The 25,358-nt window shown below is 48.5% G+C and carries 20 protein-coding genes; 10 read left to right on the forward strand and 10 right to left on the reverse strand.

The genetic code is table 11. The annotated features are described in order from the left end of the window. Positions 1–19: 19 nt before the first annotated feature. The 3 genes from HUX74_RS00990 to HUX74_RS01000 form a co-directional block, all read right to left on the reverse strand. Positions 20–889, reverse strand: coding sequence for an aldose 1-epimerase family protein (locus HUX74_RS00990; RefSeq protein ID WP_174646040.1), 870 nt, complete (start codon positions 887–889; stop codon positions 20–22). Positions 890–905: 16 nt separating this feature from the next. Next, positions 906–1,235 (reverse strand): PAS domain-containing protein, encoded by a 330-nt coding sequence (locus HUX74_RS00995; RefSeq protein ID WP_119961875.1) that lies wholly within the window; start codon positions 1,233–1,235, stop codon positions 906–908. Positions 1,236–1,328: 93 nt separating this feature from the next. Beyond that, positions 1,329–2,411: a hypothetical protein gene (locus tag HUX74_RS01000; protein WP_138345474.1), complete on the reverse strand. Its 1,083-nt coding sequence runs from the start codon at positions 2,409–2,411 to the stop codon at positions 1,329–1,331. Between the two features lie 270 nt (positions 2,412–2,681). On the opposite strand from HUX74_RS01000, the gene HUX74_RS01005 reads away from it, so the two are divergent. From HUX74_RS01005 to HUX74_RS01035, 7 genes are all read left to right on the forward strand, one after another. Then, complete coding sequence (locus tag HUX74_RS01005) at positions 2,682–3,311, forward strand: HU family DNA-binding protein (RefSeq protein ID WP_005836463.1); 630 nt, start codon at positions 2,682–2,684, stop codon at positions 3,309–3,311. A 27-nt stretch (positions 3,312–3,338) separates the two neighbouring features. Beyond that, positions 3,339–4,550: an exonuclease SbcCD subunit D C-terminal domain-containing protein gene (locus HUX74_RS01010; protein ID WP_174646041.1), complete on the forward strand. Its 1,212-nt coding sequence runs from the start codon at positions 3,339–3,341 to the stop codon at positions 4,548–4,550. A gap of 15 nt (positions 4,551–4,565) precedes the next feature. After that, positions 4,566–7,988: an AAA family ATPase gene (locus tag HUX74_RS01015; protein WP_174646042.1), complete on the forward strand. Its 3,423-nt coding sequence runs from the start codon at positions 4,566–4,568 to the stop codon at positions 7,986–7,988. A 102-nt stretch (positions 7,989–8,090) separates the two neighbouring features. Then, the gene (gene map, locus HUX74_RS01020) at positions 8,091–8,945 is read left to right on the forward strand and encodes a type I methionyl aminopeptidase (protein ID WP_174646043.1); all 855 of its coding nucleotides are present in this window, start codon (positions 8,091–8,093) and stop codon (positions 8,943–8,945) included. Positions 8,946–8,966: 21 nt separating this feature from the next. Further along, on the forward strand, positions 8,967–10,199 hold the full coding sequence (locus tag HUX74_RS01025; protein WP_174646044.1) for a DNA recombination protein RmuC: 1,233 nt from the start codon (positions 8,967–8,969) through the stop codon (positions 10,197–10,199). Positions 10,200–10,212: 13 nt separating this feature from the next. Then, the gene (gene xpt, locus HUX74_RS01030) at positions 10,213–10,779 is read left to right on the forward strand and encodes a xanthine phosphoribosyltransferase (protein ID WP_117600538.1); all 567 of its coding nucleotides are present in this window, start codon (positions 10,213–10,215) and stop codon (positions 10,777–10,779) included. 12 nt (positions 10,780–10,791) lie between these two features. Next, positions 10,792–12,126 carry a nucleobase:cation symporter-2 family protein gene (locus HUX74_RS01035; protein ID WP_174646045.1) on the forward strand — a complete coding sequence of 445 codons (1,335 nt, stop codon included), beginning with the start codon at positions 10,792–10,794 and terminating at the stop codon, positions 12,124–12,126. 127 nt (positions 12,127–12,253) lie between these two features. On the opposite strand, the gene nqrF is transcribed toward HUX74_RS01035, so the two are convergent. The 7 genes from nqrF to HUX74_RS01070 all read right to left on the reverse strand — a co-directional run bounded on the left by nqrF (position 12,254) and on the right by HUX74_RS01070 (position 19,827). After that, complete coding sequence (gene nqrF, locus HUX74_RS01040) at positions 12,254–13,528, reverse strand: NADH:ubiquinone reductase (Na(+)-transporting) subunit F (RefSeq protein WP_117600539.1); 1,275 nt, start codon at positions 13,526–13,528, stop codon at positions 12,254–12,256. Between the two features lie 17 nt (positions 13,529–13,545). After that, complete coding sequence (gene nqrE, locus HUX74_RS01045; RefSeq protein ID WP_005828321.1) at positions 13,546–14,172, reverse strand: NADH:ubiquinone reductase (Na(+)-transporting) subunit E; 627 nt, start codon at positions 14,170–14,172, stop codon at positions 13,546–13,548. 113 nt (positions 14,173–14,285) lie between these two features. Beyond that, the gene (locus HUX74_RS01050; protein ID WP_117600540.1) at positions 14,286–14,924 is read right to left on the reverse strand and encodes an NADH:ubiquinone reductase (Na(+)-transporting) subunit D; all 639 of its coding nucleotides are present in this window, start codon (positions 14,922–14,924) and stop codon (positions 14,286–14,288) included. 4 nt (positions 14,925–14,928) lie between these two features. After that, on the reverse strand, positions 14,929–15,618 hold the full coding sequence (locus HUX74_RS01055; protein ID WP_174646046.1) for a Na(+)-translocating NADH-quinone reductase subunit C: 690 nt from the start codon (positions 15,616–15,618) through the stop codon (positions 14,929–14,931). A gap of 14 nt (positions 15,619–15,632) precedes the next feature. After that, complete coding sequence (locus tag HUX74_RS01060) at positions 15,633–16,802, reverse strand: NADH:ubiquinone reductase (Na(+)-transporting) subunit B (RefSeq protein ID WP_117600542.1); 1,170 nt, start codon at positions 16,800–16,802, stop codon at positions 15,633–15,635. 53 nt (positions 16,803–16,855) lie between these two features. Beyond that, positions 16,856–18,205, reverse strand: coding sequence for a Na(+)-translocating NADH-quinone reductase subunit A (locus HUX74_RS01065; protein ID WP_117600543.1), 1,350 nt, complete (start codon positions 18,203–18,205; stop codon positions 16,856–16,858). Positions 18,206–18,426: 221 nt separating this feature from the next. Then, positions 18,427–19,827 carry a C1 family peptidase gene (locus HUX74_RS01070; protein ID WP_117600544.1) on the reverse strand — a complete coding sequence of 467 codons (1,401 nt, stop codon included), beginning with the start codon at positions 19,825–19,827 and terminating at the stop codon, positions 18,427–18,429. 159 nt (positions 19,828–19,986) lie between these two features. On the opposite strand from HUX74_RS01070, the gene HUX74_RS01075 reads away from it, so the two are divergent. The 3 genes from HUX74_RS01075 to HUX74_RS01085 all read left to right on the forward strand — a co-directional run bounded on the left by HUX74_RS01075 (position 19,987) and on the right by HUX74_RS01085 (position 25,291). Then, positions 19,987–21,189, forward strand: coding sequence for a BamA/TamA family outer membrane protein (locus HUX74_RS01075; protein WP_174646047.1), 1,203 nt, complete (start codon positions 19,987–19,989; stop codon positions 21,187–21,189). 204 nt (positions 21,190–21,393) lie between these two features. Continuing rightward, positions 21,394–22,584 (forward strand): glycosyltransferase family 2 protein, encoded by a 1,191-nt coding sequence (locus HUX74_RS01080; protein WP_174646048.1) that lies wholly within the window; start codon positions 21,394–21,396, stop codon positions 22,582–22,584. Positions 22,585–22,600: 16 nt separating this feature from the next. Next, the gene (locus HUX74_RS01085; RefSeq protein WP_117964445.1) at positions 22,601–25,291 is read left to right on the forward strand and encodes an ATP-binding protein; all 2,691 of its coding nucleotides are present in this window, start codon (positions 22,601–22,603) and stop codon (positions 25,289–25,291) included. Positions 25,292–25,358: the final 67 nt, after the last annotated feature.

Below are 25,358 nucleotides of genomic sequence, written 5' to 3' on the forward strand. Positions count from 1 at the left end.
CAGTATCCTTCTTCATTTTTTATCTTATATCAATTGTATACCCACCATTAAAGACTTCTCCCGGCGCCAAGTGCTGCATCCAGTCCTTATCCTTATATTCATCCTTATAATGGGCACGGTCACAACGCCCGTACCACGGCTCGATGCAGACAAACGGAGCATTCTTGGCCGGAGGCGACCACAACCCCACCACCGGAGTGTCGAAATACAGACTGAGATAGGGTTTCTTCTCCTTATTATATAATGTAACTTCTTTCACTTGACTGTTTTCCAGAATCAGGGCATCATTATCAAAGGAGTGTATGTCCAAAGGCAGCAGGCCATCTGTCAACTCAAGCAAATATTCCTTATCCGGAGCGGCACATCCTTTCTCGGAGATAAGGATATAGTGCAAACCTTCCGTCTTATCAAAGCCGAAATATCCACGGTCCGTTGTCTCCGTATCATAGTCCGGGTAATAGAAAGCCGGATGGGCTCCTATCTGGAAGTGCATTTCGCATGTTCCGGTATTGATGACTTTCCAAAGCACCTCAATCTTCTTTCCCTCTATCCGATAGCCTATCTCAAGGCAAAACGGGAAAGGATATTTCTTGCGTGTTTCCTCACTGTCAACCAGTCGATAGCGTACCTCATCTTCCTGTTCAAATATCAATTCAAAATCCATATCGCGGGCAAAACCGTGTTGCGTCAATGCATAGGAAACACCTTCGTGGCGATATTCATTCTCCCAAACGCTGCCTACAATGGGAAAAAGCACCGGAGAATGCCGTTTCCAGAAAGCAGGGTCTGCCTGCCAAAGATATTCTTTTCCATCACGCAAGATACTGCATAACTCGGCCCCATGCGGGGAGACTTTAATTGTCAGTTCTGAATTAGAAAGTGTTTTCATATCATATATCATTTTGTTATTTTCTCATATAGTGTGGCATCTCTCCGGGTATTTCCATCGAAATCTCCACCAGACCACCGACCACTCCGTCCTGCTTCCATGCTGTCTGATAAATCATTTTCTTAACGCCGTTCTTCTCAATGGTGTAGGCATTCACTCCCCCCGTTTCCAGCAGTTCGCGTATCTTGGCTTGCGATTGCGGGTTGTGGCAATCAAAGAGATTCTTGCCTATCAAGTCACCGTGTTTGGCAAACGTACGGCATGCTTTCTCGTTCATATATAGGATGATTCCCTTTGTGTCGCATACAGTTACGGCACAGTTCATTTCATTGACCCATTCGTACATAATTCTTTATTTTTAATTGGCTATTTTCTATGCACTTGAAATACATTTACAGAAAACTCTTCAAAGCCAAATGTCCTTTTCTCTATCGAATTATTATTGCATTAATCCTCCTTCTATGAAGAAAACGACTTCATTCAATCGTTCTTTATTCGATTCTTCATCTTTAAAAATAGCTGGAGTGAAGATTATCCTATCTTGAATCAGATTATCTACCAAATCCCACATGACTTCATGGTACAGCATCACCATTGCCACTTTTTCATTGTCAATACCATATTGGCTTGCTAAGGAGCCACAATTATTCTTTAGTTCCGCACTGATAGAGTTTACCAATTTTTCAGTTATTTGATGAAAGCGGTCTTGCCGTTTCTTTATAATAGGAAATAATACATCTCCATTATCATCTACCAGCCCATAAGGTTTTAACTGAGAAACGAGTTTGGCATCTGTTACTTTTCCAAATTGTGCTATTTCATCAGCACAATGGTCCATAATGTCGTTGTCAGGAGCAATGCCGCTATTGATGTAAGTCAAAATCAAATTCTGTTCTCCGAAACCATTCGTACCGCATGCAAAGCCATTTCTTGATTCGTATAATACCCAGTAACAGCCACTCCAGCTTGTATAATTGTCAACATCCTCAAACAAGACTAACTTTGTCCACATTTTTCCATCCAGAAGGTATGAAAAAACAAGTGAGAGTACATTGTTCTTGAATCCCATTTCACTGATAGTTTGTGCCAATGATATAAAGTCTGCCTTTGTTTTGACATACATGGATTCAGCAATCTCCTTACTTAAGCTTCTTAGAGAATTGGTCTGTTCTTTGTCGAGAATGGGTATAGTAGTTTCCCATTTCTCTTTTGTTTTACTGACAAGTCCACCTACTTCCAATAACAATAATTGGCTATCAGAGCATTTAATACCCATTTCACGAAGTTCGGCTTGAGTACGTGGAGTCCGTAAATTGTATAGTATTTCCCAATTATTATCTGGCGTTACATAGTCTTCGGGCTGATGTCCGTTCACTGCAACAAACTGGGTTGCTTCCCATTCGCTATAAGGTCTTATCGATATTTGTGCTTTAATCATTGTGGTAACGGACAATAAGGTAAACAACAATAATAAGTCCGGATAATGTTTCATATATCGCTTAATTTTAGTTTTGTTCATCATTCATGCACTTCTCTTATGTAACAAAGATAACGTTTTTTTCAATTCCTCTCTCAAACCTATAACAAAAAACTTCCCGACTACCAATAAAAAACTTCCTAACTACTAATAGTAAAGTTTGCAAGTATAGAGATAAAGAATTACCTTCGCCCTTGGTTTGTCTATCCCAAGCCTTGGGATAGAAATCCCCAACCTTGGCATACACATCCGCAACCTTGGGACAAACTCTGTAAGCCCCAATAAACAAACGAACCTCATAACAACGCTACCATCATGGCAGAATACAACATGCAGGAACTGAACCTGCCGGGAGAAGACGGCAAACGCATTCTCTACCCACGAATGAAACTATACGGGCAGGTGGACTTGGAAACCATCACCGAAAAGATAGCATACGCCTCATCCTTCACACGAGGAGACATCATCGGACTGGTGCAAGCCATCACCGACGAAATAGCCTACCAAATGGGGCAAGGTTACTCCGTGAAGATTGACAACTTAGGAGTATTCACCCCTGCCCTCGGTCTGCGGCAAGACCGTGAACGGGAGACGGGCGAAGAAGGAGACACCAAGCGAAACGCCGTCAGCATCTGCCTAAAGGACATACATTTCAAGGTGGACAAAGAACTACTGTACCGTACCGCTCGCCATTGCCACCTGAAACGTTCCACCGACAAATTCCAACGCTCCTCACAAGTGTTTTCTCCGCAGGAACGGCTGGAACGGGCAAAAAAATACCTGGAAAAGAACAGCTTCATGACCCAAGCCGACTATTGCCAACTGACCGGCTTATTGAAGTCCGCCGCCTCCCGCGAGTTGCGCGAATGGATAGCCAATCCCGAATCGGGCATCGACTACAAAGGACGAGGAACACACAAGATTTATATTCTAAGGAAACCATAACCCACATCCATTGAAACCATAAAAACAATGAAGATACTACACACCAGCGACTGGCACCTGGGACACACCCTCTACAACTACGACCGTACCGCCGAACAGCAGGCCTTCCTACGGCAACTCACCCGCATAGTAACCGAAGAGCAGCCCGACGCCATGGTGGTAAGCGGAGATATCTACCACTACTCCTCTCCCGCTGCCGTCACGCAGAAGATGTACACCGACGCCATGCTAAATATTCACGAAGCCTGCCCCGGAATGACCATCGTAGTCACCGCCGGAAACCATGACAGCAGCTCGAAACTGGAGATAGACAGCAGCCTCTGGCAGCACTTCGGTCTGAACGTCGTGGGGAACATCGAACGTACAACCGAAGAAGTGAACCTGGACAAGCACATCATAGAGGTAAAAAACGGACAAGAAACAAAAGGTTACGTCATTGCCGTGCCCCACGTCTATCCGCAAAACTTCCCCCTGCTGGACACTGAAACACCGCGCGACCAACGGCAGGCACGCTTCTTCCAAACACTGCTGGACGAAGTAAAAAAGAAAAATATAGCACAGCTTCCCGTCGTCCTCATGGCCCATCTCTCCATTGAAGGCAGCGACCGTAGCGGGCACGATGAGAGTATTGGCGGAATAGAGTATGTTCCCCTCAGCGCTATGGGAGAAGGGTACGACTACCTGGCACTCGGACACATCCATTGCCCTCAGGACATCAAAGGCAGTCATCACCACGCACGCTATTGCGGCACTCCCCTCTCCGTCAGCTTCGACGAAACCTATCCGCACTCCGTCTCCATCATCGAGTTGGAGAAAGGGGCAGAGCCACAAATCAGTACAAGGGAAATTGAAAATCCGATTCCGCTCGTCACACTTCCCCATGACCCGACACCTTTCGAGGACGCCTTGAAACTGCTGGAAGAATATCCGGAAGAGAAACCTGCATACCTCCGTCTGAACGTGCTGACAAACGGCTACCTGCCACCCGACTGCAACGAAAAAGCCTCGAACGCCGCCAAAGGCAAGGCATGCAAATATTGCTACATCAAGACTACCCGAGAGCGGCAGGCCGACACTGACGAGAGCAAGCATATCTCCATCCAAGAGATGCAGGAAATGTCTCCCCTGGAAATAGCCAGACTCTACTACCGCGAAACCGAAGGAGAAGAGATGGACCCAGAACTTTGCCAGCTGATGGAGACTGTCGTGCAAAAAGTGAAAAGCAAGAACAACTCCTAATCATTTGTCCGAACCATGAAACTCCAGAAACTGACCATAAAGAACCTTGCCTCCATAGAAGATGCCGTCATCGACTTTGAGAACGGACCGCTAAGCGAGGAATCCCTTTTCCTTATCTGCGGCGAAACGGGTGCAGGGAAGACAACCATTCTCGACGCCATCTGCCTGGCACTCTACAACGAAACGCCCCGCATGGACCATGCCGAGAACGAAAAATACAAAGACCTGAGCCAGACTTTCTCTGCCAAAAAGGAAGATGTTGCCATCAACGACAGCCGGCAACTGATGCGCCGTAACACCAGTGAAGCATGGACGGAGCTGGAGTTTACCGGCTCAAACGAAATACCCTACACCGCCCGATGGTACGTGGCGCGGGCACACCGCAAGATTTCAGGAGCCGTGCAGGATGTGCGCTGGACACTGGAAAACAATAAAAGCGGCATACAGCTCAACAAAAAGAATGAGATAAAGACGGAAATACAAGCTGCAGTGGGGTTGACCTTCGAACAATTCTGCCGCACCACCATGCTGGCACAAGGCGACTTCACCAAGTTCCTGCAAAGCAAGGAAAGCGAAAAATCGGATATTCTGGAAAAGCTGACCGGTACAAGTATCTACTCCGAAATAGGTGCCGAAATATATGCCGCCACCAAGGAAAGACGGACGGAATACGAAAACCAGAACCGGAAGCTGGAAGGCATCCACATCCTGGCAGAAGAAGAAGTCGCCACAATCAAGGAAGCCATAGCCACGCAAAATGCCGGAGTCAAGGAAGCCAATGAGCAGAAAACCATCGCCCTCGCAAAAAGGGACTGGCTGAAGAAATACTCCGAACTCCTCCTCACCCGTGAACAGCAGAAGAAGATGTGGGAAGGGAAGCAAGCGCAACTGCAATCGGACGAATTCAAACAGAAAGAACTGCTGATTAAGGAATGGAACGCCACCGCCGATGCCCGCAACTGGCTCTCTACCTTGAAACAGCAGCAACAGCAACAACAACAGAACTATGCACAAGCCGGAATGTTAAGAGCATCCTTTACCCGGCTGGACGGAGGAAGCAAGTGGCTATGCGGTTTCCTGAAAGAGCAAGAAGACAAGCTGCATCGTGCCGAGAAGTACTTGCAAGAGCATTCGCCCTTACTGCCCATGTTCGAGCAAAGCCAATCCATCATTACCGGCCTAAAATCCGCACTCGATGCCCAAACACGCATCGACACCTACAACGCGCACCTTGAAAGACTTGCCGCGCAACAACCCGTAAAAGTCAAGGAGCGTACCGACAAGGAAGCTGCCCTCACCCGGAAAGAACAAGAGAACCATACATTGCAAAACGAAATAAACCTCCGGAACAAGCAGCTTGAAACCATGGACCGCCCTGCCCTGCAAGACAAGAAAAACAAACTCGATGCCGGACGGGAGAACCTGCTGCAAGCCTTGAGCGCCTTGTCTTTACTGGCTGAAACGGAAAGGACACTGAACGAGGCAAAGGAAAACGAAAAGGCTTTGAACGCCAAAGTGGAGGCGTGCCAAAAGCAATACGTCCTCCTGCAAACGGCATTCGACAGCAAGAAAACAAGTTATGATGACATCCGCACCCTCTACGACAAGCAAAAGGAAGCCGTAGAAGAGTGGGCAAAGGAAGCACGTTCCCGGCTTGCCGTCGGGGATACTTGCCCCGTGTGCGGACAAGAAATAAAATTGCTTTGCAAAGATGAAGATTTCCAGTCTGTCCTTGCTCCCATACGCACCTCCCTGGAAACAAAAGAGAAAGAATACAAGGAAGCCGAGCAGGCATTGAACAACAACCGGACAGAATCCAAGACCTACGGAACGCTGGCAGAGAATGCCCGTCAGTCCACAGCAAGAGCGCTCCGGAGCTACAACCTTGCCCACGCTGACGCACAAGCCCAATGCACCCGATGCAACGGCATCGGCCTCTCCACAACCACCGGCGAAACCCTGAAGAAGCTACTGGAAGAGAACAAGCTGGAAGCAGACAAACTGAACGAAAAGCTCACGGAAGTTCAAATGCTCAGCACACAAATCATAGCTCTGCAACGGCAAAAGGACGAATGCCAGAAACATGTGGACGCTGCACGCCAAGCCTTCAACTCTGCCGACAGAGTGCTGAATGAGCTGAAAAACAGCATCGTCAATTACGAGTCGCTCACCGCCAACGAAAAAGAGAACATACGTGCCACCATGGACCACGTCACTCCCCACATCCTCTGGGAAGGATGGAACACGGAATGGGAGAACTCCCCCCTCTCCTTCATTGACCGCCTAACGCAAGCTACGCGCAACTACCAGCTGGCGCAGGAAAAACAAAGAGAACTGAAATCCACCATTGCCCTTATCTACAAAGAGCTGGAAGGGATAAACATCAACAAGGAAAGCATCGATGCCGCATTCCCCGACTGGCGCAACGCACCTGCAGCAACACAGGAAATAGAAATCAAGGACCTGGGGATTGCCTGGAATAATCTGAATACACAAGCAAGCGGACTGAAACAAAGCATATCCTCCACCGCAGAACAAATGGCAAGGCTGCAAAAGGATTTAACCGGGTTCTATGCCGCCAACCCCACTCTCGACGAGGAGCGTATCACCGTCCTATCCGCTTGGTCCGGCTCCCGGATAGAAGCATTGCGTGCCTCATTGCAGACACTTAAAGAGGAAGAAGTAGCTGCATCGACCGCCTTTCATCTGGCCACCGGACAAGTGGAAGAGCACATCGGCCGGAAGCCCGAAATAGAAGAAAACGAAAACCTCGAAACCCTGGATGCACTCATCGCGAATCTCGAAGAAAAGATAACCGCCGGCAACCAATCCATCGGCCAGCAGAAGTTACGCCTGGAAGAAAACACCCGCAACATCGACCGGATAAAGGAAGAAAAGGAACGTGCCGACCGGCTGCGCGAAGAGTATCTGAAGTGGGACCGCCTCTGCCGCCACTTCGGTGACGAACGGGGAAAGAACTTCCGCAACATAGCCCAGAGCTTCGTCTTGAAAGAACTGCTGGCAGGCGCCAATTTCTATCTGCAACGCTTGACCGACCGCTACGAACTGGAGTGCCAGGCCGGTTCGCTCACCATCCTGCTGCGCGACTTCCATCAAGGAGGCTCGGCACGTCCGGCATGCACCTTATCGGGCGGCGAAAGCTTCCTGGTATCTCTGTCGCTTGCCCTCGGGCTTTCTTCCCTCAGCCGCCAAAGCCTCTCGGTAGACACACTGTTCATCGACGAAGGTTTCGGCACACTGAGCAGCGACTACCTGAACACCGTGATGGACACATTGGAAAAACTGCACCGGATGGGTGGCAAGAAGGTAGGCATCATCAGCCACGTGGAAGGACTGAAAGAGCGTATAAAGACCCAGATACAAGTACGGAGAATAGACAGTTCAAGAAGCGAAATAGAAGTAGTGAATACCCTCTAAGCCGGTATCGGGATAAAGAAAACGAATGTTTTTTCGGCTCTTGATAGTACAAGCACCTGCATTATTGTGTATTTTTGCAGTCTCATAAAAAAAGAAAAGACAATGAAAAAGTTCATGAAAGGAGTCCGGTTTACTCCTAAAAACTATTCCGACGAAGTAGAAGCCAAAATTCAACATTATAAGAAAGAAGGATATAAACTGCCGATGCGAAGCGCACTCCGTACCGAGGAGCAGTTGGCCGGTATCCGTGCAAGCGCCAAAATCAACACAGCCCTGCTGGATTATCTCTCCGAGAACATTCGCGAAGGCATGTCCACAGCCGAAATTGACCACATGGTGTATTGCTTCACCACAGACCACGACGCCATCCCCGCCCCCTTCATGTACGAAGGCTTCCCCAAAAGTGTGTGCACCAGCATCAACGATGTAGTGTGCCACGGCATTCCCAGCACCAGGGAATTCTTGAAAAGCGGTGACATTGTAAATGTCGATGTATCCACCATTTACAAAGGTTACTTTGCCGACGCATCACGCATGTTCATGATTGGCGAAGTCAGCCCCGACATACAGAGGCTGGTGCAAGTCACCAAAGAATGCCGTGACATAGGCATACAGACCGCACAGCCCTGGGCACGCCTCGGTGACGTAGGCGCCGCCATCCAGGAACATGCAGAAAAGAACGGATACAGCGTGGTACGCGACCTCTGCGGACATGGCTGCGGCGTCAAGTTCCACGAAGAACCGGATGTGGAACACTTCGGCAAACGTGGTACGGGCATGCTGATAGTGCCGGGCATGACGTTCACCATCGAACCGATGATTAACATGGGAAGCTACGAAGTCTTTATCGACGAAGCCGACGGATGGACCGTCTGCACAGACGACGGACTGCCTTCTGCCCAATGGGAAAGCCAAATCCTGATTACTGAAGACGGAAACGAAATATTGACACAATAAGGCGGACACTTCAAAACATCTATGGAAATATTATTACTGATTATAGGGATAATCATTGGAACCGTAGTCGGCTATCTGGCGGCAGACCGCAAGTCTGCCGCATTGAAGGCCGAAATCAGCGGGACAAAGAAGGAAATAGAATTATTGAAGTTGCAGAAGGAAGAAGCCGAAGCATTGCACAAGCGCATGAATATCGAGTTCGAGAATCTCTCCAACCGTATCTTCCAAAGCAAAGCCGAAGACTTTACCAAGCTGAATGCCGAACACCTGGGCAATCTGCTCCGTCCGCTGGGTGATAACCTGAAGGACTTCCGCCAAAAGGTGGAACAAGTATACAGCACCGAAGCCAAAGAACGTTTCTCGCTGGGTGAACGCATCAAGGAACTGGTGGAGCTGAACAACCGCCTCAGCGAAGATGCCAACAACCTGACTCGTGCCTTGAAAGGAGACTCCAAGATGCAAGGCAACTGGGGCGAAATGATTCTGGAACGTCTGTTGCAAGCCTCCGGACTGATTGAAGGCGAACACTACTTCCGCCAGGAGTTTCTAAAAGACGAACGGGGCGAAGCCATCATCAACGAGGAAAGCGGGCAGAAGATGCAGCCCGACATCATCGTGAAATACCCCGACGAACGGGAAATGATTATCGACTCCAAAGTGTCGCTGACTGCCTATGCTGCCTACACCTCTGCCGAAAGCAAGGAGGAGCAGGCACACTTCCTGAAAGCACACCTGCAATCTGTCCGCTCCCACATCGACGAGCTCAGCCATAAAGACTACTCGCATTATGACGCCCAATCGCCGGATTTCGTCATGATGTTCATCCCCACCGAAGGTGCCTACCTCCTCGCCATCCAAAGCGATGCCCACCTCTGGGAATATGCCTACAACAAAAAGGTGGTACTGATGAGCCCCACCAACCTGATTAGCGCCCTGCGCCTCTCGCTCGACCTTTGGAAGAAGGAGAACCAGGTAAAGAATGTGCAGGCCATCATCAAGCGCGGCACCATCTTATATGAAAAGATTGCAGGCTTTACCGACACCTTCCTCGGTATCGGCGACCGACTGGCCAGCCTGCAAAGGGATTACGACAAAGCCTTCAACCAGCTCTCGGACGGTAACGGCAGCGTAGTGCGCCAGGCCGAAATGCTGAAAGGCATGAGCCTCACTCCCAAGAAACGCATTTCTCCAAGATTGCTGCCCAAAGATACCATTCAAGAAGAAACAGAAGAGGAAAACGATAACATTCAATAAAACATCATCCAACATGAAAACTCTGAAAGACCGCATTCTCAAAGACGGAAAATGCTTCCCCGGAGGCATTCTGAAAGTAGACAACTTCATTAATCACCAAATGGACCCCATCCTAATGAAATCCATCGGCGTGGAATTTGTCAGACGGTTCGCTTCCACCTCCATCAACAAGGTCATTACAGTAGAGGCGAGCGGAATTGCCCCTGCCATCATGGTAGGTTATCTGCTGGAACTGCCCGTAGTATTTGCCAAGAAGAAGAAACCGAGTACCATGGAAAACATGCTGACCACCACCGTATTTTCCTTCACTAAGAACCGTTCGTACGAGGTCTGTGTCAGCAAGGACTTCCTTTGTCCGGGTGACAAGGTACTGTTCATTGACGACTTTCTGGCCAATGGCAATGCAGCCAAAGGCATGATTGACCTTGTGAAGCAGGCAGGTGCCGAACTGGCCGGTATGGGATTCATCATCGAGAAGGCTTTCCAGCATGGTGGCGACGAATTGCGCGAACAAGGCATCCATGTGGAATCACTTGCCATCATCGAGAGTCTGGACAATTGTGAGATTAAAATCAGATAAACCGCTGCACACATGGAGGACAATCAAGAAGGAGAAAAGTTAAAAAACGGACTGATATACAGACTGAATGACAAGCCACCTTTCAAGGAAGCATTCTTCGCCGCCCTGCAACATCTGCTTGCCATATTCGTTGCCATCATCACACCTCCCCTCATTATTGCCGGAGCACTGAAACTCGATGCCGAGACCACCGGTTATCTGGTATCCATGGCATTGTTCGCTTCGGGCATTTCAACGTTCATCCAGTGCCGCAGGTTCGGAGGATTGGGTACGGGGCTGCTATGCATCCAAGGAACCAGTTTTTCCTTTATCGGACCCATTATTGCTGCCGGAACGATGGGCGGGCTTCCGCTTATCTTCGGTTCTTGCATCGCAGCATCTACCGTGGAAATGTTCATCAGCCGAATCTTGAAATATACCAAGAGAATCATTACGCCCCTCATTTCGGGAATCGTTGTCACTCTCATTGGAATGAGTCTGATAAAAGTGGGAATTACTGCTTGCGGAGGCGGTGCGGCAGCGCAAGCGGACGGCAGTTTCGGCAGTCTGCGCCATGTGGGACTGGCGGCCCTGGTGTTGCTACTCATCATTGCCTTCAACCGTAGTTCCAACCGGTATATGAGGATGAGTTCCATTGTCATCGGATTGGTTATAGGCTATATCGTGGCATGGTTCATGGGGATAGTAGATTTTACATCCATACAAAGTTATGGCGGTTTCAATCTCCCGATGCCGTTCCGTTACGGATTGGACTTCAGCATCTCAACCATCATTGCCTTAGGACTTATTTTCATGATTACCGCTATCGAAGCATACGGTGACATCACAGCCAATTCGCTCATATCCGGCGAACCGGTGGAAGGAGAAACATTCGTAAAACGCGCTTCGGGCGGCATCCTTGCCGACGGCTTCAACTCCATGCTGGCAGGTATGCTCAACTCTTTTCCCAACTCCGTATTTGCCCAAAACAACGGGATGATACAACTGACGGGAGTGGCAAGCCGTTATGTAGGTTACTATATAGCAGGATTCCTGGTAATACTCGGGCTTTTCCCCGCCGTAGGACTGGTGTTTTCATTGATGCCGGAACCGGTATTGGGCGGCGCTACTCTGCTTATGTTCGGAACAGTGGCAGCGGCAGGCATACGCATCATCGCCGCACAGGAAATCAACCGTAAGGCAACATTAGTCATGGCTATCAGTTTCTCTTTGGGACTAAGCGTAGAACTGGTTCCGGAAATATTATGCCAACTTCCCGAAATACTAAGAAATATCTTCTCTTCGGGAATTACCACCGGAGGAGTAACAGCCATTCTGGCAAATGCACTGATTCATATCAAGGAATAAAAGAAAAAACTGCGAAGAATCCACTCCACTTTCTTTCATTAGAGAGGAAAATACCTCGAACAAAAAAACTCCGGCAAGACCCTGAAGGCCAAGCCGGAGTTTTTTATCTCAAGACGGATAAGGAAGGTTATCCGCCAAAGTTATCGAACATCAGGTTCTGAGCCGGAACGCCGAGGTCGTCGAGCATCTTCTCAACAGCCTTCGACATCGGGCCGGGACCGCACATGTAGTATTCGATGTCTTCGGGAGCTTCGTGGTCTTTCAAATAAGTCTCGTAAATTACATTGTGTACGAAACCCGGAGTGTACTTCACGCCCGCTGCATCGGCTGCCGGATCGGGACGGTCCAGTGCAAGATGGAACTTGAAGTTGGGGAAATCCTTTTCAATCTGCAGGAAGTCTTCCAGATAGAACACTTCATTCAATGCACGTGCACCGTAGAAGTAATTCATCACGCGATCTGTAGTGTGCAGTGTCTTCGTCATATGCATAATCTGTGCACGCAACGGAGCCATACCGGCACCACCACCGATCCACATCATCTCCTTCTTAGAGTCGAATATCGGATGGAAGTCTCCGTAAGGACCACTCATGGTCACCTTATCACCCGGTTTCAGGGTAAAGATATAAGAAGAAGCGATACCCGGCATTACATCCATGAAGCCCGGTCCCTGGTCTTTCGGCTTAAACGGAGGCGTAGCGATACGTACCGTCAGCATGATGCGGTCGCCTTCGGCAGGATAGTTGGCCATGGAGTAAGCACGGATGGTTTCTTCGTCATTGCGGCACTTCAAGCCCAACAGACCGAATTTCTCCCATGCAGGCAAGTATTCCTTACCGATAAGTTCCTTATCGATGTCCTTATCATAATCCATCGAATATTTAGGAATCTTAATCTGCGCATAAGAACCCGGAACGAAATCCATGTGCTCGCCTTTGGGCAAAGCAACGATGAACTCTTTGATGAACGTAGCCACATTCTTGTTGGAGATAACCTCGCACTCCCACTCTTTTACGCCCAGTACGCTTTCGGGAACCTTGATAGCCATATCGCCTTTTACCTTCACCTGGCAACCCAGACGCCAGTGATCTTGTATTTGCTTACGGCTGAAGTGCGGAGTCTCAGAAGGCAAGATTTCACCCCCACCTTCCATTACCTGGCATTTGCACTGTCCGCAGGAACCTTTACCACCACAAGCGGAGGAAAGGAACACACCGTTTACAGACAGCGTATTCAGCAATGTAGAACCGGAAGCTACGTCCAGTTCCTTATCACCATTGATAGTCAGTTTTACATTACCCGAAGGCACCAAGAAATTCTTGGCAACCAGCAGGATAACAACAAGCAGGATGACAACCACGAGGAATACTCCAATGCTTGCTAATATCATATTCATATCCATTGTTTTATTCCTTTCTTTTAGATGTTCAAACCAGAGAAACACATAAATGCCATTGCCATCAGACCTACAGTGATAAACGTGATGCCCAGTCCTTTCAGTGGAGCCGGAACGTCAGAATAGGCCATTTTTTCACGGATGGCAGCCAAGCCTACGATAGCCAGCAACCAACCGATACCGGAGCCCAACGCATAAGAGACAGCATCAGCAATGCCACCGATGAATTTCGGGTCGCTCTCACCCAGCGTGATGCGCTGCTGCATGAAAAGAGAAGCACCCATGATGGCACAGTTTACAGCAATCAACGGCAGGAAGATACCGAGTGAAGCATACAGCGAAGGGCTGAAACGCTCTACAATCATTTCCACCAACTGAACGATAGCTGCGATTACAGCAATGAAAAGAATAAAGCTCAGGAAGCTGAGGTCAACGCCTTCAATGATTGCGTTGGCAGCCAGCACCTTTGTCTGCAATAAATAGTTGACCGGAAGCGTAACTACCAACACGAAAGTTACGGCGATACCCAGTCCCACGGCAGTCTTCACATTCTTCGATACGGCAAGGTAAGAACACATACCGAGGAAGAACGCGAATATCATGTTGTCCACAAAGATAGAGCGGACGAATAAACTTATTAAATGTTCCATATCTCTTCGATAAATTAAGAATTAAAGAATTAAAGAATTAAAGCAATGAGAACTTGTACTGCAGCAGAGCAGCCCATTTTTCATTCTTTCATTTTTCATTCTTCATTTATTTATTACTGCTTTTCCTGCAATTCTTTGTGACGTGCACGCTGATACCAGATGATGCAAGCGCAAAGAATCAATGCCATTGGCGGCATCAGCATCAAGCCGTTGTTCACATAGCCCAACTTCTGCAGAGGTTCATAGTTCAAGATGTTGAAACCGAGCAACGTTCCCGAACCCAGAAGCTCGCGGAAGAAAGCTACGATTACCAGAATCTTGGCATATCCCAAACCATTACCCACACCGTCAAGGAAAGACTCCCAGGGACCGTTCTGCATGGCAAATGCTTCCAAGCGTCCCATCAGGATACAGTTGGTAATAATCAGACCTACATATACAGAAAGCTGCACACTTACGTCGTAAGCAAAAGCTTTCAGAATCTCACTTACAATAGTTACCAACGCAGCAACAACCACCAGCTGAACGATGATACGGATACGGTTGGGTATCGTCTTGCGCAGCAGTGAAATCACTACATTGGAGAATGCCGTAATCACCGTCACTGAAAGCCCCATCACAATGGCGGGCTCCAGCTTGGCAGTAACAGCCAAAGCAGAACAGATACCCAATACCTGCACGGTAACAGGATTGTTCAGTCCCAGCGGAGTAGAGAATATTTCTTTATTCTTCTTTGAAAACAATTGTCCCATATTCTTATTCCTCCTCATTATTATTAGTTAAAAAGTTCTTGTAGCTGCTCAGACAAGCCTTCAACATAGCATCCACACCAACAGAAGTGATGGTACCACCGGAAATGCCGTCAACCTGATAGTCAGGTTTCTCTACCTTGCCGTTCTTCACAACACCGAGGGCCACCTCGCCGTTCTCCAATGTTTTCTTTCCAGTGAATTCACCCTGAAACTGGGGAGTTGCAATTTCGGCACCCAGACCCGGAGTCTCACTGGCATGGGAGAAGTAAACACCGTAAACGGTATCCTTGTCGCTGTTTAGTGCAACATATCCCCAGATAGCACCCCAAAGACCGGCACCGTAAACGGGGAATACATATTTCTTCTCGCCGTTAACTTCTGCCACGAATACATGCAGACGGTTATTTTCTTTGGCTTCCTTCTCGTAAGCGGTAGCAAATGCACCGGTATTCTCAGTCAGCGTACCGTCAACGTTCATCAGCATATCGCCCTTTACATATTTATTATATTCAGCTTCGGCATCCTTTACGTCCTTGATGTTGAGTGCAGCAAGAATCTGCTTCTTCGTGTCAAGTTCCACGTTCTTGTTCTGCGTCTCGCGCAAGGAAGAACTTACAAATGCCAGCAGGAATGCAACGATAACAACCATTACCGAAGCATAAATGATAGTATAACTATTACTATTGGTATTCATTTCTTTTCCGGTATTTAATTGTTAGACTTGATTGCACGTTTCTCGCGACGGCTGATGTTGCCCTGTACCACACAATAGTCAATCAGCGGAGCGAAGATATTCATCAGCAGAATGGCAAGCATCATACCTTCGGGATAACCAGGGTTGAGCACACGGATAATGATAGCCATGACACCAATCAGGAATCCGAAGATATACTTACCGGTCTCTGTACGTGCCGATGTAACGGGGTCGGTAGCCATGAACACGGCACCGAAGCAGAAACCACCCAGCACGAGGTGTTCGTACCAAGGCATCTGTGCCATCGGGGTGTCGGGACCGATTGTATTGAATACCCATGCCATGAAGGCGCCACCTACGAATACGGAAAACATCGTCTTCCAGCTTGCAATGCCCGTCCACAACAGCAAAATGGCACCCAGAGCGATGGCAATTACGCTTGTCTCACCGATAGAACCCGGAATAAGGCCGGTCACCATGTCCCAAGAGAATTCCGGAACGGCGCCCGAAGTAGCGGCTGCACCCAGCGGAGTAGCTACCGTCAGTCCGTCTACCGACTGCCCCAGACCAAAGATGCTGTCGCCCGATACCCAAACGGCATCACCGGACATCTTCGTAGGATAAGCAAAGAACAAGAATGCACGGGTAATCAAAGCTACGTTGAACACGTTCATACCCGTACCACCGAATACTTCCTTAGCAAAAATTACAGAGAATGCAGTAGCCACCGCTAGAATCCACAACGGGCAGTCTACCGGAACAATCATCGGAATCAAGATACCGGAAACCAGGAAGCCTTCCTGAATCTCCTCCTTCTTCCACTGAGCCACTACGAACTCAATGCCGAGACCTACTACATAAGATACAATGATTTTTGGCAATACAGCCAAGAAACCGTAGATGAACATTTCCCAGAAGCCGCCGGTGGCACCGGTAGCATGGAAATGCTGGTAACCTACGTTATACATACCGAACAGCAGTGCCGGTACTAACGCAATAACCACCATCGACATGATGCGTTTGCTGTCAATGGAGTCGTGAATATGCGTTCCCGATTTCGAAGTGGCATTAGGCACGAACAAGAATGTTTCGAAGCCGTCGAACACCGAACGAAATGCGTGGAATTTGCCGCCTTCTTCAAAGTTCGGCTTTATCTTGTCGAGATAATTTCTTAACGCTTTCATTAATATATTTACGATTTTACGATTTACAATTTACGATTTGCCATACGCCCCGATTATGCCATTTCGGCACGAAGCATATCGAGTCCTGCACGTACGATGCGCTGCACTTCCACTTTGGAAGAACATACGAATTCGCAGAGAGCGAAATCTTCAGGAGCTACTTCGTAGATACCCAGAGCCTCCATACGGTCAATATCACCTGCAATGATTGCTTTCACCAGATATTCGGGGAAGATGTCCATTGGAAATACGCGGTCGTATTCGTTGGACATAATCATGTGACGTTCGCCACCCTTGATACGGGCATCTATCACATATTCCTTCTTGCCCATCAGCCAGCTGAAGTAAGAGCGGTTGACGCTGAACTGATTAAAGCGCGGCATAATCCAACCCAACATTTCATGGATTTCATCTCCTTCGGGAATAACGGTCAGCTGGCTGTCGAAAGAGCCGAGGAAGCCGTTCGGAGAAATTTTCTTACCGGTCAGCACGTTACCGCTGATGTAGCGGAGGTCCTTGTCGGTAGTCACGTTACCTTTGAAAACGTTCGTCAGCAGAGCGCCGACTTTCAGCTTGCAATAAGCGGGTTTCAACACTTCGGAACCCGTTACAGCTACCGTACGGGTCAAGTCTACATGACCGGTATTCATCAGACGTCCGATGAAAAGTACGGCTTCGGCACTGATAGTCCAGACCGTTTCACCTTTCACTACCGGAGAGATGTGGTTAATCTGTACACCCACGTTGCCTGCCGGATGCGGTCCGTCGAAAGCTGTTACGGTAACGTTCTTTGCCTGCACAAGGGCAGCAGCCTTTTGTTTTACACTAATACCCAGATACGTCTTTGCCATCTTTGACAAAGCGTCGAGTCCCGTCTGGAAGTTTGCTTCTTCTCCTTTCAGAGCGAATTCGAAATCGGGAGCCAGAGGATTACTGTCGAAAGCCGAAATGAAAATAGCTTTCGGAGTCACCGTCGGGTCAGCGATAACGTCGTACGGACGTTGGCGGATGAAAGCGAACATACCTGCCTGCAAAAGAGCTTCTTTTACCTGCTGGCCGCTCATCTTGGACGGGTCCATCTTGCCAAATTCCTCATAGTCTTGTTCAGTGGCAGCCTCTACAACGATGTTCAGCACCTTACGGCGCGCACCACGCTCCACGCTTGTCACTACGCCACTGACGGGCGAAACAAATTTCAATTCAGGATGATTCTTGTCGATAAACAAGGGTCCCCCGGCCATCACATATTCCTGCTCTTTGACCACCACTTTCGGAGTGATGCCTGTATAGTCATCGGGAATCAGCGAATAAAATCCTGGTTCCTTAACAGACACAAGTTCCTGGGCAGCAGCGCCTTTCAGGTTGATGTCAAGGCCTCTACGTAACTTAATTACATTTGCCATGCGTTTATTTAAAATAATGGTTTCATTAATTTGCCGCAAAAGTAGCAAAAAAGAACGTGAATAAAGAGCAAAAAAGAAAGGAATTACGGAGAAATTTCCGTAATTCCTTTCGTTAACGAACACGAGAACAAGGATTAGGGGTTAAGGATTAGGGATTAATACCCTGCGGAATCATAGCGCAGCCCCACTAATCACTAATCCTTAACCTCTAATCCTTATCATCACTTTTCTTCAGCAAACATCGGGTCCCATGCCGGCAGGCGGATAGGTTTTTGTTTGAACAATTCCATCACTTTGGCAGGAACATACTTTGTCTCCACCACCAAGCGGAACATGTATTCATTGAACCACTCGTCGGTCATGATGAGATGTCCCTGGTAACCGGAAGCAGCTCCCCAGCTATTCTCTACCATCCATTTTACGGGCTTTCCGTCTTTGTTCAAGTCAACAGCCATCAAGGTCATGGCGTGGGACGAGCCGCTGGAGAAGGTCTGAATGCGTTGTTTTTTATCCATTCCGAAGGTAGTACCCATCAGTGACTCGTAGTCATAATTTTTCACATCAAGCAGACCGCGTTCAGAGTTCAGGAACTTGCCCACATCGCAAGAGAAGTACATCATGGTGCTGTCCTTCAAGGAGGCGATGGCCATCTCCTTAATATCCTCTACGGGCAGGTTGACATAAGTCCAGTTTTTACCGTCGTAACGGTGACGGTCGTAGTCTATTTCATAGCACTTATAATACTCACGACTGGGATCGTTCATCAGCATTACGTAGTTGGTCAGCAGTTGTTTGTCTCCATACTTCTCAAGGAAAGACATGGGAGTGTGATGCTCTATCTCCACGGGATTACCCTTAGCATCGTGGCAGACATAGTCGAACTCCGTGGGAGGTACACCAAGGTTCAGCACCAACATGCGGTAGATGGTTCCGAGCATTGTGGTTTTCTCCTTCTCCAGAGCTGCGGGCTTGGCACCGGCGGCAGCCATATCACGTAGTTGCAGACCATACTCTTTCAGCTTCAGAGAGATGAGGTTGGCCATGCGGGAGGTATTTTCACTGCTGTTTGTTTCAGGCATGGCATCTTTAGGAACAAGGCCGTATTTGGAAACAATGTCGGCCACACCGGTAAAGGTACCCCCATCGCTCAGCGGATGCTGGAAGAGCCATTCTACGGTTTTATCAGTCAGGGGACTCTTGGAGGTGTCGATGATGCCTTGCAAGAAGAGGTTTGCCTTCTCCAACTGGTCCCAGAAGAAAGGATAGACTTCGGAGAACTCAAAAGACTGGAAACCGTATTCGGCAAGGGTCTTGGCCCGCATCACGTTGAGCCCGGTGAACAACCAGCAACGGCCGGACGACTTCTGGTCGGTGATGCCTCTGGACTCTACCTTGACGGAGAAGTGGGTATCCATGCCCTGCATATTCTCCTGGTTGAGTACCAGTTTACGGATGTCATTATTGCCTATGGCATTGCGGAGAGCCTTGTCGGCAGCCGTGCCTTGATAACTTTGCTTGATTTGCCCAAGCATTTCGGGGCTGATGCCGCCTTTTCCTTCTTGTGCCTGCACAGAAAGCAGTGCGGCACTCAGAACAATTACAGATAAAAATCGTTTCTTCATTCAGATTATGTGTTTTTAGTTATTGATGTCTTGCTTCGTGAAGCAGACAAAAGTAATGTCTTTTTTGATAATTTTAGTGACATCTTTAGATTTATTATCTATTACAGTGAAAACTATTCGGAATAAAATAGTTTCCTTTGCACCCACATTTCGTACGACATGAAAAGATATATACTAAGCATTATCGCACTGGTGCTGTTCGCCACCACCCTTTATGCCCAGGAACAGACTGCGGCCGCCACAAACGACAGCGTTCCCGCACTGACAAAAAAAGAACTACGCAAGCAAAAGGTAGCGCGCCGGAATCTGCATTACAATATTCTGGGTGGACCCAGCTACACTCCCGACTTCGGTGCCGTGCTGGGAGGAAGCGCCCTGATGACCTTCCGCATAAACCCCAGCGACACCACGCAGCTGCGCTCCGTAGTGCCCATGGCCATCGCCTTCATGTTCAACGGTGGCATCAATCTTTTCTCCAAGCCTCAACTCTTCTTCAAGGGTGACCGTTTCCGTATCTTCGGAAAGTTTAGCTATAAAAATACGGAAGAAAACTTTTACGGCATCGGCTATAATACCAATAAAGATTACGTACGCAGCGACAGTACCAGCAAATACCGATACAGCGGCGTGCAAATCAATCCCTGGTTCCTCTTCCGGCTGGGCAACAGCAATATCTTTGCCGGACCTCAAATAGACATCAATTATGACCACTTGACAGAGCCCGGCAAGTTCTTGGTGGACGAACCTTCGTACAAAGAGGCAGGCGGTACGGCCAACGGCTACAACAACTTCAACTCCGGCCTCGGCTTCCTGCTGACATACGACAGCCGTGACGTTCCCGCCAACGCCTACCGCGGCATGTATCTGGATTTCCGCGGCATGATGTACACCAAATTCATCGGAAGCGACCAGACCTTCTACCGCCTGGAGATAGACTACCGCCAATACAAGTCACTGGGCAAGCGCAGGGTGCTTGCGTGGACGGCACAGACCAAGAACGTGTTCGGCGACGTCCCACTGACGCAATATGCCCTCACCGGAACGCCTTTCGACCTGCGCGGCTACTACATGGGGCAGTATCGCGACAAGTCCTCGCACGTGGTCATGGCAGAATACCGGCAGATGCTCAATACCGACCGCAGCACCTGGCTGAAGCGGATGCTCAACCACATAGGGTTTGTAGCCTGGACCGGGTGCGGCTTCATGGGCCCCACTCCTGGCAAAATAGAGGGCGTACTGCCCAACTACGGTGTAGGACTGCGCATCGAAGTGCAGCCACGCATGAACGTCCGCCTGGATTTAGGCAAAAATACGGTGAACAACCAGATGCTGTTTTACTTCAATATGACAGAAGCGTTTTGAGTAACGCCTTACCTTGCCGTATCTGCCCGTCTCCCTCCTATGGAGAATGATTATAACATCAAAATGCCCTGAAAACCAAACTTTACCTCTTGAGACACAAACATTTCATTTTTCTTTTCTTTTTCTTGCATCGGTAAAAGATTATCCATACTTTTGGCAATCACATTTCTTTTTCCTCAAAAAGATAGCAAACAAAACAGAAGCATGAAAGTTCTTGAGATACTCTTCTGGATAAGTTTATTCACAGTGTTCTATACCTATATAGGCTATGGTATATTATTATATATTCTGGTCAAGATAAAAGAGTGCTTCCACACACCTACCCTCTGGCCTATGCCCACCGACAACGCATTGCCCCCATTGACTCTGTTTATCGCCGCCTATAATGAAGAAGATGTAGTGGACGAAAAAATGCGCAACTGTCTGGAGCTGGACTATCCTGCCGACAAGCTACGCATTCTTTGGGTGACCGACGGCAGCAACGACCGTACCAACGAACGCCTCTCCCGCTGGCCGCAAGCCACCGTCCTCCACCAACCCCAACGCCAAGGCAAGACAGCCGCCCTGAACCGCGGTATACATTTCATAGGAACGCCCCTTGTCGTATTCACCGATGCCAATACGCACCTCAACCGAAAAGCCCTACGGGAGATAGTGCACGCCTTCACCGACCCTAAAGTGGGATGCGTGGCAGGCGAAAAACGTATTGCTGTGCAAAGTAAGGACAATGCTGCCTCTGGGGGAGAAGGGTTGTACTGGAAATACGAATCCACCCTCAAAGCGCTCGACGCACGCCTCTATTCAGCAGTAGGAGCAGCGGGTGAGTTGTTTGCCGTGCGCCGCAATCTGTTCGAAGAAATGCAAACAGACACGTTGCTCGACGACTTCACACTCTCCCTGCACATCGTCATGCAGGGACACACCATTGCCTATTGTGCCAATGCCTATGCCGTAGAAAGCGGCTCGGCAGATATGCGCGAGGAAGAAAAGCGCAAGGTGCGCATCGCTGCCGGTGGCTTGCAGTCTATCTGGCGGCTACGTCCGCTGCTCAACCCGTTCCGTTACGGCACATTCTGTTTCCAATATATTTCCCACCGGGTGCTGCGCTGGTCGCTCACTCCTATCCTATTGTTTCTATTGCTTCCCCTCAACACAATTCTCATCTTTACGACAAGCACGCCATTACTGTATGCCATCATCTGGCTGTTACAAGCTTTTTTCTATCTCATGGGAAGTTGGGGGTACTACCTTTCAACGAAGCATATAAAGAACAAGATACTTTTCATCCCCTACTATTTCCTCTTCATGAACGTCAACGTCATACGAGGATTCAACTACCTGCGCAAACGTAAAGATAATGCAAGCGGCGCATGGGAGAAGGCCAGAAGGGCATGAAACTAATACTATAAGAATGAAAAACATTTTAAAACAAGCTGAAAACGCCGAAAGACTGTTAAAGCTGACATCCGACACCATGATTCTTCTGGACAAAGACGGTATTTGTGTGGACATTGCAGTTTACAACATCAATCTCTGGTTCTTGAAGGAAGACCGGTTACTGGGCAAGAATCTGTTCCAACTAATTCCCTTATCCACTTATAACCAAATCTATCCGGACTTTAAAAGAGTACTGACGCACAAAATACGCTCTACCCATAATTACGAAATGGCCTTGAACGGCACCACTTATTTCTTCAAGTGTATCATGTCCCCCTTTGACGGAATGGTGCTCTGCCAATACCGCGACATCACGGAACGTAGCCAGCGCAAGCTGGAACTCGAAAGAAAAAACCAAGAGTTGAATGAAATCCAAAAAGCTGCGCTTATCGGAAACTGGCAATACGATTCAGACACCCAAAGCTTCAAATATGCCGGACACACCGATATCCTATGCACAGAGGAGACACAAGAAATCAATCTGAACGACTATCTGAAACTGATACTTCCCGAAGACCGGAAATCTTTCACCAACTGGCTGAAAGAAAACCTAAAAGGGAAAATGGAAAACAGTGTGGACTACCGCATCTTGCTTCAGGAAAAGATTTTCTATATACGGCTCAAGGCCTTTGCACGCGAATATCATAAAGACAAAAATACCATTCTGGAAGGATATATACAGAATATCACCGACATTCAGCAACGGCGCAACGATATCAACTTGCTGACACATGCCATCAACAACTCCACCGAAGATATTTACTCGGCACACGAAGACGGTACACTGATATTCGGCAACCGCTGCTTCAAGGAGCGACATGGCATCGGCAATACCCAAGACATCACGAAACTGAAAATATACGACTTGCCTTCGTATGGAAGAGACAAAAAATCGTGGAAAGAATTTGCAGAATGTGTCAAACGCGGAGAAACCTCCCAAGGCTATATTGTTCACAATCCGTTGCCACTGCGTCCGGAAGTACTCGCCATAGAAGGAAACGCCTATTGGGTGACGAGTGACAAAGGCGAAGGGACGGTCTGGACTTTCGGAAGGGATGTATCCACACGCATCCGGCATGAGCAACAAATCAAACAGTTCAACCTGATTCTGGACAAAATCATCGAAAACCTCCCGGCAGGCATTGTCGTGAAGGACATCAACAACAACTTCAAGTACCTCTACCGCAACCGCGAATCGTACAACCGCGAAATCCCCATACAAGAGGCATTGGGGAAAGACGACTTCGACTTTTATCCCCTGGAGACTGCCCAGGAAAAAAGAGCACAAGACATTGAAATAGCCAGGACCGGCAAAGAGATGCACTGGATTGCGGAAGAACGCGACGGAAACGGAACCCCCATCTATCTGGACAAGCGAAAGATGAAGATTGAAAGCAACGACTTCTCCCCCATCCTGCTGAACATCGAATGGGACATCACGGAAATGGAACAGATGAAACGGGAATTGCTCGTAGCCAAGGAGAAAGCCGAGACTTCCGACCAGCTCAAATCCGCTTTCCTCGCCAACATGAGCCATGAGATACGCACACCGCTCAATGCCATTGTAGGCTTCTCGCGCATCATTGCCGAAAGCACCGACGAGAAGGAACGGCTAGGCTATTACGAAATAGTAGAATCGAACAACGAGCGCCTGCTCCAGCTCATTAACGAAATTCTCGACTTATCAAAAATCGAATCGGGTATCGTGGAGTTCACCATCACGCCCGTACGCCTCCATCCGCTCTGCAAGGAGATACACGACGCACATATTTTCCGCTGTCCCAAAGGAGTGGAGCTGATATACGAACCCTCTGACGAGAATATCGTGATTGACGGAGACAAGAACCGGATTTTCCAGGTCATTTCCAATCTGATAGGCAATGCCTTCAAGTTCACCCCCGCCGGGTACATCAGTTACGGGTATCACCGGGAAGGCAAGTATGTAGCATTCCACGTCACCGATACGGGTATGGGAATTGCACCGGACAAAGTGGACCGGATATTCGAACGTTTTGTCAAGGTGAACAACTTTGCCCAAGGCACCGGATTGGGACTTTCCATCTGCAAGACTATCATCGAACGCCTGGGCGGCAACATATCCGTCACTTCGGAAGTGGGTAAAGGCACCACATTTATTTTTGTCCTCCCACTGGAATCCTCCAGCAAAACAGAGATGGAAAAGAAGGAAGAGAACAACCGGGAAACGACAGCAAAGGCACATTCCACAGAGCAGAGGAGCAGAAATACAGCCCCCGGAACTTCCCCGAAGAATGAAGAAGCCGGAACACTCCCTACCCCTCCTTCCAAAACCATCCTGATTGCCGAAGATACAGAAAGCAATTTCATCCTAATTAACGCCATTTTAGGCCGGCTCTATCGGTTGAAACATGCCAAAGACGGCATGGAAGCCGTAACTATGTTCGAGGAAGTCCATCCCGACCTCATCCTGATGGACATGAAAATGCCCAACCTTGACGGAATCGACGCCACACGCATCATCCGTGAACTGGCGCCGGACATCCCCATCATCGCCCTTACAGCCTATGCCTACGAACACGACAAGCAGGCTGCCCTGGAAGCAGGTTGCAACGACTTCCTTACCAAACCCTTCACCCAAGAAGTACTGAAGGAAACCATCAAGAAATGGTTGGACAATAAAGGATGACTGAAAGGACTGTAGGGTGATAAACTATCGCATTATCACCCTACTACGTTATCAACTTTCAGTGAAA

Origin of the sequence: Bacteroides sp. Marseille-P8574 (assembly GCF_902825465.1) — a bacterium.
GTDB lineage: Bacteria > Bacteroidota > Bacteroidia > Bacteroidales > Bacteroidaceae > Bacteroides > Bacteroides uniformis.